Here is a 12,113-nt window from a genome sequence, read left to right on the forward strand (position 1 = left end):
AGGGGGTAAGGAACCCGATGAGCGCTCCGCAGCCGCCCCAGCAGCCGTACCAGGGCCAGGGTGGGCAGCCGCAGGCTGATCCGCAGAGTGGCGCGGCCGACCCGACGCCATCTCCGGCGCAGGGTCTGCCGACGACCACGCACACGCCGCACGCCGACACCACCCAGGTGATCTCCTCGGCGCTGGGCTCTTCTGCGGGGCAGCAGCCCGCGGCGCCCGCCAACCCGGAGGCCACCCAGGTGGTCCAGCCGGGTGCCACCCCGGCCGCACCGGCGCCGGATGCCACCCAGGTGGTGCCGCCCGGCCAGCAGCCGCCGGTGACACCGCAGTACGCCCCGCCGTCCTTCGCCCAGCAGGGCGGCCAGCAGCCCACTGGGCCGCAGGCGCAGCCGCAGCAGCAGTGGGGCCAGCAGCCCCAGCAGCCGCAGCCGGGCCAGCAGCAGTGGGGTCAGCAGCCGCAGGCCCAGCCCGGTTACCCGCAGACCGGCGGCCAGCCCCAGCAGCAGTGGGGTCAGCAGCCGGGCACCGGCCCGCAGCCGCAGCAGCAGTGGGGCCAGCAGGCCCAGCAGCAGCCCGGTCAGCAGCAGTGGGGCCAGCAGCCACAGCAGGGCTACGGCCAGCAGCAGGGCTGGGGTGGCCAGCAGCAGGGCTACGGCGCGCAGCCCTACGGCCAGTCCGGCAGCGGCAGCAACACGTTGCCGATGGCCATGTGGGTCACGATCGGCATCACCGGTCTGGTGCTGATCCTGAACATCATCAGCCTGATCAACCTGGCGAACATCCCCTCGCGCTACGCCACCGCCGGGCTCTACGTGCCCGTCATCATCGGCATGCTGATTGCCGCCGGTGTCGGTGTGCTGGGCTTCCTCGCCGGTTCGCAGGGCGCCAACTGGGCCCGGATCACCATCACCGTGCTGGCCGGTATCGGCTTGCTCGGTGGTCTCGCCTCGCTCGGCAGCATCGGCATCGTCGGGATCCTGGGCATCCTGCCGCTGCTGTTCTGGGCCACCATCCTGGTGCTCTGGTGGCTGCCGTCCACCACCGCGGGCATGAAGCTCAAGCAGGCGCAGCGCCCGCAGCAGGGCGGCTACCCGCAGCAGCCCTACGGCCAGGGTGGCGGCGGCTACCCCGGCTACTGAGCGGTAAGCGAAACTTCAGCCCCCGGCCCGACAAGGCCGGGGGCTGATCGTTTACCGAGCACGTAGGCTCGGCCCCATGAACGACGGCTTCGCGACCAGGGCCATTCACGCCGGCCAGGAACCCGACCCCACCACCGGGTCGGTCATCGTGCCGATCCACGCCACCTCCACCTACGCCCAGGACGGCGTCGGCGGGCTGCGCGGCGGCTATGAGTACTCCCGCACCGGGAACCCCACCCGGACCGCGCTGGAGACCTGCCTGGCCTCGCTGGAGGGCGGCAGGCACGCGCGGGCGTTCGCCTCCGGCATGTCCGCCACCGACGCGGTGCTCCGCTCGGTGCTGCGCCCCGGCGACCACCTGGTCATCCCGGACGACGCCTACGGCGGCACCTTCCGCCTGGTGGACAAGGTGCTCTCCCAGTGGGGCATCGAGCACACCCCCGTCCCGCTGTCCGATGTGGACGCGGTGCGGGCGGCGATCCGGCCCAACACCAAGGTGATCTGGGTGGAGACGCCCACCAACCCGCTGCTCAACATCGCCGACATCGCCGCGCTGGCCGGCCTCGCGCAGACCGCGGGCGCGAAGCTGGTGGTGGACAACACCTTCGCCTCGCCGTACCTGCAGAACCCGCTGGAGTTCGGCGCGGACGTGGTGCTGCACTCCACCACCAAGTACATCGGCGGCCACTCCGACGTGGTCGGCGGCGCGCTGGTCACCGACGACGACGAGCTGGCCGAGAAGTTCGCCTTCATCCAGAACGGCGCGGGCGCGGTGCCCGGCCCGTTCGACGCCTGGCTGACCCTGCGCGGGCTGAAGACCCTCGCGGTCCGGATGGAGAAGCACAGCGACAACGCCGAGCTGGTCACCCAGGCCCTGCTCGACCACCCCAAGGTCGGCGCGGTGCTCTACCCGGGCCTGAGCGACCACCCCGGCCACCACGTGGCGGCCAAGCAGATGCGCCGCTTCGGCGGCATGGTCTCCTTCACCGTCACCGGTGGCGAGCAGGCCGCGCTGGACGTGTGCGCCAAGACCAGGCTGTTCACCCTGGCCGAGTCCCTCGGCGGGGTGGAGTCGCTGATCGAGCACCCCGGCAAGATGACGCACGCCAGCACCGCGGGCTCGCTGCTGCAGGTCCCCTCGGACCTGGTGCGGGTGTCGGTGGGCATCGAGGACGGCGCGGACCTGGTCGCCGACCTGCTGCAAGCCCTGGGCTGACCAAGGGACTGGGCTGACCCGCCGGGGGTGGGGCCTGCCCCCGGATGATCCCGGCAGCGCGCACCAGTGTGCGGCGGCACCGCGCTGATGAGGATCTACAGCCATGGCAAGTCAGCGAACGCACCTCACCAGGCGGGCCCTGCTCGCCACCGCCGTGGTCGCGACGGGAGCCCTGCTCGCTCCCGTCGCGGCCCAGGCGAGCCTGCCCCAGCGGGACCCGGTCCGGGCGCTGGAACAGGCCGCGCACCCGTTGCGCGCCACCGAACCGGGTGGCGGCGCCGCCGACCTGCGCGCGCTGGGCCGGATGATCGGCGAGGCCTCCGTGGTCGGTCTCGGCGAGGCCACCCACGGCTCGCACGAGTTCTTCGCCATGAAGGAGCGGGTCTTCCGCTACCTGGTGCGGGAGAAGGGCTTCCGGGCTTTCGCGCTGGAACTGAGCTGGTCGGCCGGGCTGAAGATCAACGAGTTCCTGCAGACCGGCAAGGGCGAGGCCAGAGCCATCGTCAAGCAGACGCTGAGCGGGTCACCGTGGGACCGCGAGGAGTTCGTCAGCCTCATCGAGTGGATGCGCGAGCACAACCGCCGCAACCCCGGCCGCACCGTGCACTTCGTCGGCGACGACCTGAACGCGCCCAGGGTCGGTGACGAGTTCTTCGACCGGGTGACCGGGTACCTGCCGGAGCTCGGCGAGTACTACAGCGGCCTGCGTCCGCTGGACGACGTCTTCGCCTACCTGCGCAAGCCGGTCGAGGAGCGCGAGCGGCAGGCCGAGCGGGCCCGGCAGGCGCTGGACCGGATCAGCGGGCTGCCCCGCCGTGGCCCGGAGTTCGAGCTGGCGGTGCAGAACGCCCGCTCCATCGCCGAGACCGCCCACTTCCTCACCCTTGACCTCGGCGACCCGGCAGGGATGGCCCAGTACCAGCGCTTCCGGGACGAGGTGATGGCGCGCAACGTGCTCTGGTGGCAGCGGCAGACCGGGCACAAGGTGCTGGTCTCGGCGCACAACAGCCACATCGCCTACGTCGCCGACAACCCGGCCGCCTACCCCAAGTCGCAGGGGGCCTTCCTGCGCGATGAGCTGGGCTCGGGTTACCTGCCGGTCGGCTTCACCTTCGACCGGGGCTCGTTCCTGTCCACCGACGGCGCCCTCGGCGACGCGTGGCGGAAGTTCAGCGTGGGCGCGGCTGAGCCCGGCATGAACGAGCACACCCTGGACCGGGTCCGGCACCGGGACTTCTACCTGGACCTGCGGACCGCGCCGCCCGCCGCCCGTGCCTGGCTCGCTGACTCCCGGCCCACCCGCGGCATCGGCACCGTCTTCCCCCAGGAGAACCACACGGTCGCGCTCGCGCGCTCCTACGACGTGCTCATCCACCTGCACCAGGTGCGAGCAGCCGAACCGAGGAAGTGATCAGACGCCCGGAGGGGCCTGCTGCTCCGGCTTGGCCGGTTCGGGCTGCTTCGGGCCCACCGGCAGGTCGTCCTGCTCCACACAGCCGCCGATCAGCTCGACGATGCCGTTGTGCTGGACGTACTGGCCGGGGTCGTGGCAGCTGACCCGCACCACGGTGAACACCGCGGCCCCGGTCAGCAGCGCGGCGGTGCTCAGCGCGACCGCCAGCGGCAACGCGCCACTGCTGCGCACACGTGCCATCCGCCACCTCCAGGCCAAGACTGCTGCCAGCCTACCGAACCCCGCGAAACCGGCGGGCCGTTCCCCGGATCACTACCCGGTGAACGGCCCGCCCGGCGCGTTGGTTCAGCCCGTCACAGGTTGCCGCGGCGCTCCTGCTCGCGCTCGATGGCCTCGAACAGCGCCTTGAAGTTGCCCTTGCCGAAGCCGAGCGAGCCGTGCCGCTCGATCATCTCGAAGAACACCGTGGGCCGGTCGCCGGTCGGCTTGGTGAAGATCTGCAGCAGGTAGCCGTCCTCGTCCCGGTCGACCAGGATCTTGCGCCTCTTCAGCTCCTCGATCGGCACCCGCACGTTGCCGATCCTGGCCCGCAGCTCGGGGTCGTCGTAGTAGGAGTCCGGGGTCTCCAGGAACTCCACGCCCGCGGCCCGCATGTGGTCGACGGTGGCCAGGATGTCGTTGGTGGCCAGCGCGATGTGCTGCACGCCGGGGCCGCCGTAGAACTCCAGGTACTCGTCGATCTGGGACTTGCGCGCGGCCACCGCCGGCTCGTTGAGCGGGAACTTGACCCGGTGGTTGCCGTTGGCCACCACCTTGCTCATCAGCGCGGAGTAGTCGGTGGCGATGTCGTCGCCGATGAACTCGGCCATGTTCACGAAGCCCATGACCCGGTTGTAGAACTCGACCCAGTAGTCCATCCGGCCCAGCTCGACGTTGCCCACGCAGTGGTCCACCGCCTGGAAGACCCGCTTGGGCGCGCCCTCGGGCTTGACGTAGGCGCCCTTCTTCGGCTGGTAGCCGGGCAGGTAGACGCCGTTGTAGCGGGTGCGGTCGATCAGGGTGTGCCGGGTCTGGCCGTAGGCGGCGATCGCGGCCATCCGCACGGTGCCGTGCTCGTCGGAGACGTCGTGCGGCTCGGTCAGCACGGTCGCGCCCTGCTGCCGCGCCCACTCGATGCACTTGTCCACGTCGGCGACCTCCAGCGCGAGGTCGGTGACCCCGTCGCCGTGCGCGCGGTGGTGGTCCAGCAGCGGGCTGTCCGGGCGGACCCCGCCGGTGATCACGAAGCGGGCCGAGCCGGACTTGAGCACGTAGGACTTGTGGTCCCGGTTGCCGGTCTCCGGGCCGGAGTAGGCGATCTGCTCCATGCCGAACGCCCACTGGTAGAACAGCGCGGTCTGGGTCGCGTTGCCGACCACGAAGACCACCGCGTCCATCGACTTCACCGGGAACGGGTCGCGGCTCTCGTCGTAGTCGACCAGGCCGACGAGCTGGCGGAGCTGGTCGAAGCTCACGTCGTCGATGGTCTTGTCCGGGCCGTGGCTGATCGTCTCGGTCACGTTTCCTCCAGTGCCCCGCAGGTCAATTCGGTGACCGCAGCATGAGGTCGCGCGACAAGATGTGCAACACTCAGGAAATCCACTGGGCAAAATGCTCAGTACCACTGCCGATTCCTCGATCAGGTTGAGCAGACTGACCAGGAGGTGTGACCTGCTTCCCACCGACGACGAGGCGCTGGACGCGCTGGATGCCAAGCTGCTGCTGTTGCTCACCGACGAGCCGAGGCTGGGCGTGCTGGAGTGCTCGCGGCGGCTGGGCGTGGCCCGCGGCACCGTGCAGGCCCGGCTGGACCGGCTGGTGCGCCGGGGTGTGCTCGGTGGCTTCCCGCCCGCGCTGGACCTGGCCGCGATGGGCTACGGCCTGACCGCCTTCGCCGTGCTGGAGATCGCCCAGGGCCACCGCGGCGAGGTGACCGCGCACCTGGCCGCGATCGACGAGGTGTGCGAGGTGCACGCCACCACCGGCCAGGGCGACCTGCTGGTGCGCATGGTGGCCAGGGACAACGACGACCTCCAGCGGGTGATCGACGAGGTGGTCGACGTGGAGGGCGTGCAGCGCACCTCCACCTCGATCGCGCTGTCCACCCCGGTGCCGCCCAGGGTGCGCCCATTGCTGGAACGGCTGGTCGGCACGGAGTAATGGGATCCTTGATCCATGCATGCGCACGAGGTCGAGGTCGGGGCGACCTACCGCGTTCAGCCCCGCCACAACCACGGCACGCTGGCTTGGCTGTTCAGCGGCCCGGAGGAGTTCGAGCTGACCGTCACCGGCACGGGCGCGGTGCTCGGTGAACAGGCCGCGGTGACCGGCGTGCGGGTGGCCGACCGGCACAACGTCAGCCTGCCGCTGCCGCCGGAGCAGGCCCAGCGGATGGGCCTGCCGCCGGGAGTGGAGTACCTGGTCCAGGGAGTGCTGGTGGACGCGGCGACCGGGGCGCTGGTGAGCAGGCCGACCATGGAGTCGGTGACCGTGCCGGTCAGTTGGCTGTGCCCGGTCGACTGATGCGCCTCGTGGTGGTGGCGGGCTGGGCGGTCTTCGCCGGCTGCGCCCTGTGGCTGATCCTGAGTGGGCACGCCGTGGTGCCGGTGGCCGCCGAGGGCGCGATCGGGGTGTCCGTGCTGGGCACCGCGCTGACCGCCGCGGTGGCGATGATCGTGGCCCGCCGGGTCTCGCCGATCCCGCTGGAGCGCGTCGATCCGCCCGATCGGGCCCGGCTGACGCGCCAGAGCTGGCTGCTGCTGGGTGTGTCGCTGATCACTCCGGCGGTTTTCGCCGTGCTGGTCGCGATGGGCCAGGCGCAGAGCCTCGGCTGGATGGCCAAGCTGGTGCTGTTCTTCGCGCTGCCGCTGACCGCGCTGGCGCTCACCGGCGGCATCCGGGTCCCGGTGCCCCGGCCGCCCGCGCGGTGGCGCTGGCTGGGGCCGCTGCCCGCGATGGCCGGCTTCCTGCTGCTCTACCACGGCACGTTCGGGGTGCCTGAGGACTCGCTGGAGCGCGGCGACCCGCTGCGGCTGGTGATCGGGGTCCTGCTGGTCTTCCTCACCGCGAGCATCGGCGAGGAGGTCTTCTACCGCTGGCTGCTGCAGACCCGGCTGGAGCTGCTGCTCGGCCGCTGGCCCGCGATCCTGGCCAGTGCGCTGCTGTTCGCGCTGATGCACCTGCCCACCCGGCTGCCGGTGCTCGGCGACCCCGGCTACGCGCTGGCCGCGGTGATCGCCATCCAGGGGGCGTTCGGGCTGGTCGCGGGCTACCTGTGGAGCCGGTTCCGGAACCTGTGGGCGGTCATCGCGCTGCACGCCGGGATGAACCACCTCAGCCTGCTGTGGCTGCTCTGACACAGCGGAACGGGCCCGGGACCAGCCCCGGGCCCGTTCCGCGTGCGCTCAGCTCTGGTACGGCACCGCGTCCAGCAGGGTGACCTTCATGGTGCGGCCGTTGGGCGTGGCGTACTCGCGGGTCTCGCCGACCTTGGCCTCCAGCAGCGCCGCGCCCAGCGGGGAACTCGGCGAGTAGACCTCGAGGTCCCCGTGCGAGCCCTCCTCGCGGGTGGCGAGCAGGAAGGTCTCCTTCTCGTCATCGCCGTCGTAGCGGATGGTGACCACCATGCCCGGCTGGGCGATGCCCGACTCAGTGGGCGCCTCACCCACCTTGGCCTGGCGCAGCAGCTCCTGGAGCTGACGGATCCGCCCCTCCTGCTTGCCCTGTTCCTCGCGGGCGGCGTGGTAGCCACCGTTCTCCCGGAGGTCGCCCTCCTCACGGCGGGCGTTGATCTCCGCGGCGATGACCGGGCGGTTGGCAATGAGATCGTCCAACTCGTGCTTGAGCCGGTCGAAAGCATCCTGGGTCAGCCAGGTCACGGTCTCGGCCACGGTCACCACTCCTCGTCTCCTCCAGGCCCACGGCTGTGGGCTGGTCGCTCCTGGCAGCCTGCACCGGGAAACGGAAAAACACGGCCCACACCGGGGCCGTGCTGTCAGGCGAGGGTAACACGGTTACGTGTTCAACGGGTGGAAATTACGGCTGGCGAGGACCGCTGGCAGGTGCAGTTCACCCGCTTGGCCGCGTGGTGCTCGACAAGTACTCCGGCACCTGGTAGGAGCACCCGAACACGACTCCGGTGATCGCCGGACGTGAGGTCTTGATCACGGCGGACTCGATCACCGTGCTCTCACTGGGTGGGATCAGCACCTCCCGCCTGCCGACCTCGTCGCCGTCCTTGGACCGGGCCCGCACGATGCACACCGCGGGCCGTTCCGGCTGGTCGCGGGCCACCTCGAAGCTGATCTTCACCGCGTCCTCGCCGAGGATCTCATAGGCGGTCTGCTTGCCCTCGATCGGCGTCGTGCCGAGGTTGCGGTATCCGACAAAAGCCAGTACCCCGCCCACCAGCACGCCGGCCACCAGCAGTGCGATCCGCACCCGTTGGGGTGTCCTTCGATCGGAGGACCGGCCGTAGCGGCCCTCCGGCAGCGGACGCTCACCCATCGACGCGGACCTCCCGGCCGTCTTTGTCGTACTCGCAGGGAACAATGGGCGGCAACGCCCGCGTTGAGTATCCATGACCGCGCCGACTGGGGGTCGCGCCGGGCTGACGAGAGGACCAGGAACATCCATGGCAGAGAAGCTGCGCCTGATGACGGTGCACGCCCACCCCGACGACGAGTCGAGCAAGGGTGCCGCCACCACCGCGAAACTGGTGGCCGACGGGCATGAGGTCATGGTCGTGACCTGCACCGGGGGCGAACGTGGCAGCATCCTGAACCCGGCGATGGACCGGCCGGAAGTGGTGAACAACCTCGCCGCGGTGCGCCGCGAGGAGATGGCGCGGGCCGCGGAGATCCTCAAGGTGCAGCACCGCTGGCTGCCCTACGTCGACTCCGGCCTGCCGGAGGGCGACCCGCTGCCGCCGCTGCCCGAGGGCTGCTTCGCCCTGGTGCCGCTGGAGGAGTCCACCGCGGAGCTGGTCAAGATCGTGCGCGAGTTCCGGCCGCACGTGATGATCACCTACGACGAGAACGGCGGCTACCCGCACCCGGACCACATCCGCTGCCACGAGGTCTCGGTGGCCGCGTTCGAGGCCGCGGGCGACCCGGACCGCTTCCCGGAGGCCGGTGAGCCCTGGCAGCCGCTGAAGCTGTACTACTCGCACGGCTTCTCCAGGAAGAAGCTGCTGACCTTCCACGACACCCTGCTCGCGCGCGGGCTGGAGTCGCCGTACGAGGAGTGGCTCAAGCACTGGGACAACGACAAGCCCGATGTGATGGAGCGGGTGACGACCCAGGTGGAGTGCGGGGAGTACTTTGAGGTCCGGGACGAGGCGCTGAAGGCGCACGCCACCCAGATCGACCCGACCAGCAGGTGGTTCGCGGTTCCGCTGGACCTTCAGCGGGAGGTGTGGCCCACCGAGGAGTACGAGTTGGCCCGCTCGCTGGTCGACACCACGTTGCCGGAGGACGACCTGTTCGCCGGCGTCCTGACCCAGGTGCGTACATGACTTTGCTCGACACGGTTGGCCACCACGAGACGACCGCTCTCGTGGTGGCCCAGCCGAAGAAGCCGGAAGAGCCCGGCGGCCGCGGCGAGGACTTCGGCAAGTCCAGCCCGGTGGGGCTGGTCCTGCTGATCCTGTTCTTCATCGCGGTGGGCTTCCTGGTGCGCTCGATGAACAAGCACCTGCGCAAGCTGCCGCAGAGCTTCGACAAGGACGCTCCGGCCGAGGGCACGGCGGCGGCCGGGGACAAGCCCGCCGCCGAGCCCGAAGACAAGGCGGAGGCCGGTCCAGAGGCGAAGGCGGCGGCTGGGCCTGTCGGCAAGCCGGTGGCCAAGGCGGCCCAGCCGGAGGCCTAGGGTGTGTCCGGGGCCTGGCGGCTCACTTGCCGCGGTCCTCGGCCAGGGTGTGCGCGACCAGGGCGTTGGCATGCCCGTGCCCGAGGCCGTGCTCCTGCTTGAGCCAGCTGACGAGCTCGCCGTGCTTGGCCGGCTCGGCGGCCCGGATGAGCTCCTGCCACTCGCTGATCGGACGGCCGTACTTGGCCTCGATCGAGGGGAAGTAGCTGGCCGGGCCCTTGGCTGCGGTCATGACGTCTCCTACCTGGTGCGTGCGGTTCTGAGAAGCTAGTTCGGCCGCAGCCGCAGCACCAGCTGGTGCATCTCCTCGTGCACCGAGGGTTCCTGCGGCAGCGCCGAGCCGTTCTCCGCCACGTCCAGCCACTCCAGCCAGCTGAGCAGGTCCGCGGCCAGCGTCTCCGCGTCCGGCGAGCCCGGCACCGAGTCCAGCGGCCGGTGCTCGCCCTCGACCTTGGCCGCGATCAGCTCCTTCAGGTAGGCCGGGCCGCCCTGCTCCTCGATCAGCGTGGGCAGGTGGGCCAGCACCGACCCGGTGCGCAGCAGGTGCACCCCGGTCAGCAGCGCGCGGAAGGTGTAGAGCAGCGGTTTCAGCTCGCCGTTGCGCTCGAACAGCCGCCACTGGGTCTTGGCGAAGCCGCGGTAGTGGTGGGCGTGCCTGCTGGTCAGGAAGCCCGGCGCGAGCGCGATCAGCTCCTGGTGCGCCTGCGTGGTGTGCACCACCAGCGGCGAGAGCAGCTGCTCGGCCACGTAGCCGTTGGGGCGCAGCAGCAACCGGGCGAACTTGGCGATGTCGTGGGTGACCAGGTCCAGCTCGGTCCCCTCGTGCTGCCACATCCGCTCCACCGTCTCCGGCCCGTAGCGCAGCCCGGCCAGCTCGCTGGTGGCCAGCAGGTGCACCCCGCGCAGGTCGACGTCGGAGTCCTGGGACGGGAAGCCGTACAGGTGCGCGCCGGAGACGGTGGCGAACACCAGCGGCCGGTCCTGTTCCGCGACGACACCTGCCAGCACGGTGGTGTCCAGGTCTTGCAAGCTCACGTCAACTCTCCTTCCACGGACCGTCGACGCACCGAGACCAGCCAGCGTTCCACCGCGGCCCGATCCGGCATCGGCGGCAGCGGGCTGTTCGCCTCGGCCAGCTCGATGTCGGCCTGCGCCCCGATCACCCTGGTGCGCACCGACTCCCAGTCCCTGGCCCCGGACTTGATCTCCAGCAGCTCGTCCCGGAACGGCTCGGCGTCGATGCTCAGCTCGCCGGTGCGCACCAGGTGCTCGCACACCAGCAGCAGCCGCAGCCCGTGCATGATCTGCTTCCACTTCGGGTCCCCGCCCTCGGCCATCGAGGCCTGGGCGCGGAGGAACTGCTGCTCGGTGGCCTTGCGGAAGGTCTTCACCGCGCGCAGCGACAGGAACGCGGGCAGCAGCGCGCGCAGCTCCGCGCCCGCCGTGCCGCACTGCTCGACCTGCCCGGAGGCCAGCACGTCCAGCACGGTCGGGTTGGCCTTGAGCGCGAGCAGGCAGAAGTGCTCGACCTCCCAGCTCAGCCGCTCCGGCTCCGGGCCCTCCACGCTGTCCGGCGGCTTCACCAGGCCCCAGAACAGCTCGGTCGGCGCGACGTAGACCCCGCGCCGGTCCAGGTCGGAGTCCGGCCCGGCCAGCCCGTAGGCCCGCGAGCCGACCACCGTGGACAGGATCGTGTGCTCCCGCACCAGGTCCAGGACGATCACAGCCGCGGGTCCACTGGCTCGGACTCCAGCGCGAGCACCGCGAACACGCACTCGTGCACCCGCCACAGCGGTTCGCCCGCGGCCAGCCGGTCCAGGCCCTCCATGCCGATGGCGTACTCGCGCAGCGCCATCGACCGCTTGCCGGCGATCTTGCGCTGGCGCACCCGCTTCAGGTTGGCCGGCTCGGTGTAGTCCGGTCCGTAGATCAACCGCAGGTACTCCCGGCCACGCACCTTCAAACCCGGCTGCACCAGTCCTCGCTTCCCCCGGCTCAGGTTCGCCGCCGGTTTGACCACCATGCCCTCGCCCCCGGCCGCGGTGAGCTCCTCCCACCACGCGACGGCCCTGGCGACCGACTCCGGGTCCTCGGCATCCACCGCGATGGTGCGGGTGGCGGTGAACAGTCCGGGCGCCGCCGAGATCATCTTGTCAGCCTGCGCCAGGTGCCAGGCGTGCGCGGTGCGCGCGTGGTTGCGGCCCTGCGAGGCGAGCAGCTGGAACGGGGCCAGCCGGATGCCGGCCAGATCCTCGGTCGGCCAGCAGTAGCGCTGGTGCACAGCCTCGAACGCGGTGGCGTTGGCCAGCCGGGACTCGGTGCGCGCCAACAGTTCCGCCACGTCCAGCCCGCGTCCGGCGGCCTGCCGCAACACCGCCGCGGCCGTCGGCAGCGCGGCGGTGGCGGCCGCGCCGACCGCGGCGTACTGCTCGCGGAT

General features: G+C 70.9%; 15 protein-coding genes and 1 pseudogene. 8 read left to right on the forward strand and 8 right to left on the reverse strand.

Translation table 11 applies throughout. The features are described 5' to 3' along the window. Nucleotides 1-17: 17 nt before the first annotated feature. The 3 genes from ACWDY5_RS25235 to ACWDY5_RS25245 all read left to right on the forward strand — a co-directional run bounded on the left by ACWDY5_RS25235 (nt 18) and on the right by ACWDY5_RS25245 (nt 3,766). Complete coding sequence (locus ACWDY5_RS25235) at nt 18-1,139, forward strand: hypothetical protein (RefSeq protein ID WP_449724631.1); 1,122 nt, start codon at nt 18-20, stop codon at nt 1,137-1,139. 76 nt (nt 1,140-1,215) lie between these two features. Continuing rightward, complete coding sequence (locus tag ACWDY5_RS25240) at nt 1,216-2,355, forward strand: cystathionine gamma-synthase (protein WP_449724632.1); 1,140 nt, start codon at nt 1,216-1,218, stop codon at nt 2,353-2,355. A gap of 103 nt (nt 2,356-2,458) precedes the next feature. Continuing rightward, entirely contained in the window at nt 2,459-3,766 is a 1,308-nt protein-coding gene (locus ACWDY5_RS25245) for an erythromycin esterase family protein (protein ID WP_449724633.1), read from the forward strand. Here the strand turns inward: ACWDY5_RS25245 and ACWDY5_RS25250 are convergent, their stop codons facing one another. Together ACWDY5_RS25250 and hppD are read right to left on the reverse strand one after the other, a co-directional pair. Further along, the gene (locus tag ACWDY5_RS25250) at nt 3,767-4,009 is read right to left on the reverse strand and encodes a hypothetical protein (protein ID WP_449724634.1); all 243 of its coding nucleotides are present in this window, start codon (nt 4,007-4,009) and stop codon (nt 3,767-3,769) included. 113 nt (nt 4,010-4,122) lie between these two features. Then, nucleotides 4,123-5,283, reverse strand: coding sequence for a 4-hydroxyphenylpyruvate dioxygenase (gene hppD / locus ACWDY5_RS25255; protein WP_449724647.1), 1,161 nt, complete (start codon nt 5,281-5,283; stop codon nt 4,123-4,125). Between the two features lie 136 nt (nt 5,284-5,419). Between hppD and ACWDY5_RS25260 the strand changes: the two genes are divergently transcribed. Genes ACWDY5_RS25260 through ACWDY5_RS25270 form a run of 3 tightly spaced genes read left to right on the forward strand, consistent with a single transcriptional unit; the run spans nt 5,420 to nt 7,164 of the window. Further along, a complete protein-coding gene (locus ACWDY5_RS25260) occupies nt 5,420-5,968 on the forward strand; it encodes an Lrp/AsnC family transcriptional regulator (protein WP_449724635.1) in 549 nt (182 codons plus the stop codon). Between the two features lie 15 nt (nt 5,969-5,983). Then, nucleotides 5,984-6,331, forward strand: coding sequence for a hypothetical protein (locus ACWDY5_RS25265; RefSeq protein ID WP_449724636.1), 348 nt, complete (start codon nt 5,984-5,986; stop codon nt 6,329-6,331). Then, the gene (locus ACWDY5_RS25270) at nt 6,331-7,164 is read left to right on the forward strand and encodes a CPBP family intramembrane glutamic endopeptidase (RefSeq protein ID WP_449724637.1); all 834 of its coding nucleotides are present in this window, start codon (nt 6,331-6,333) and stop codon (nt 7,162-7,164) included. Before ACWDY5_RS25265 ends, ACWDY5_RS25270 begins: the two co-directional genes overlap by 1 nt. A gap of 48 nt (nt 7,165-7,212) precedes the next feature. Here the strand turns inward: ACWDY5_RS25270 and greA are convergent, their stop codons facing one another. Beyond that, entirely contained in the window at nt 7,213-7,698 is a 486-nt protein-coding gene (greA, locus tag ACWDY5_RS25275; RefSeq protein WP_374213078.1) for a transcription elongation factor GreA, read from the reverse strand. Nucleotides 7,699-7,876: 178 nt separating this feature from the next. Then, the gene (locus ACWDY5_RS25280) at nt 7,877-8,314 is read right to left on the reverse strand and encodes a DUF4307 domain-containing protein (RefSeq protein ID WP_449724638.1); all 438 of its coding nucleotides are present in this window, start codon (nt 8,312-8,314) and stop codon (nt 7,877-7,879) included. 127 nt (nt 8,315-8,441) lie between these two features. Here ACWDY5_RS25280 and mca point away from each other — a divergent pair, with 127 nt between their 5' ends. Together mca and ACWDY5_RS25290 are read left to right on the forward strand one after the other, a co-directional pair. Beyond that, nucleotides 8,442-9,323: a mycothiol conjugate amidase Mca gene (mca, locus tag ACWDY5_RS25285; protein WP_449724639.1), complete on the forward strand. Its 882-nt coding sequence runs from the start codon at nt 8,442-8,444 to the stop codon at nt 9,321-9,323. Then, nucleotides 9,320-9,676, forward strand: a complete 357-nt coding sequence (locus ACWDY5_RS25290; protein WP_449724640.1) for a hypothetical protein — start codon at nt 9,320-9,322, stop codon at nt 9,674-9,676. The genes mca and ACWDY5_RS25290 overlap by 4 nt, the downstream gene beginning before the upstream one ends. Nucleotides 9,677-9,698: 22 nt before the next feature. Here the strand turns inward: ACWDY5_RS25290 and ACWDY5_RS25295 are convergent, their stop codons facing one another. The 4 genes and pseudogenes from ACWDY5_RS25295 to ACWDY5_RS25310 form a co-directional block, all read right to left on the reverse strand. Then, complete coding sequence (locus tag ACWDY5_RS25295) at nt 9,699-9,908, reverse strand: DUF4287 domain-containing protein (protein ID WP_449724641.1); 210 nt, start codon at nt 9,906-9,908, stop codon at nt 9,699-9,701. Between the two features lie 35 nt (nt 9,909-9,943). Continuing rightward, complete coding sequence (locus ACWDY5_RS25300; protein WP_449724642.1) at nt 9,944-10,711, reverse strand: nucleotidyltransferase domain-containing protein; 768 nt, start codon at nt 10,709-10,711, stop codon at nt 9,944-9,946. Next, nucleotides 10,708-11,400 carry a nucleotidyltransferase domain-containing protein gene (locus ACWDY5_RS25305; protein ID WP_449724643.1) on the reverse strand — a complete coding sequence of 231 codons (693 nt, stop codon included), beginning with the start codon at nt 11,398-11,400 and terminating at the stop codon, nt 10,708-10,710. Before ACWDY5_RS25305 ends, ACWDY5_RS25300 begins: the two co-directional genes overlap by 4 nt. After that, nucleotides 11,397-12,113, reverse strand: a pseudogene (locus ACWDY5_RS25310) (polynucleotide kinase-phosphatase); the annotation flags it as partial. The pseudogene ACWDY5_RS25310 and the gene ACWDY5_RS25305, both read right to left, overlap by 4 nt.

This window comes from Crossiella sp. NPDC003009 (assembly GCF_053591555.1).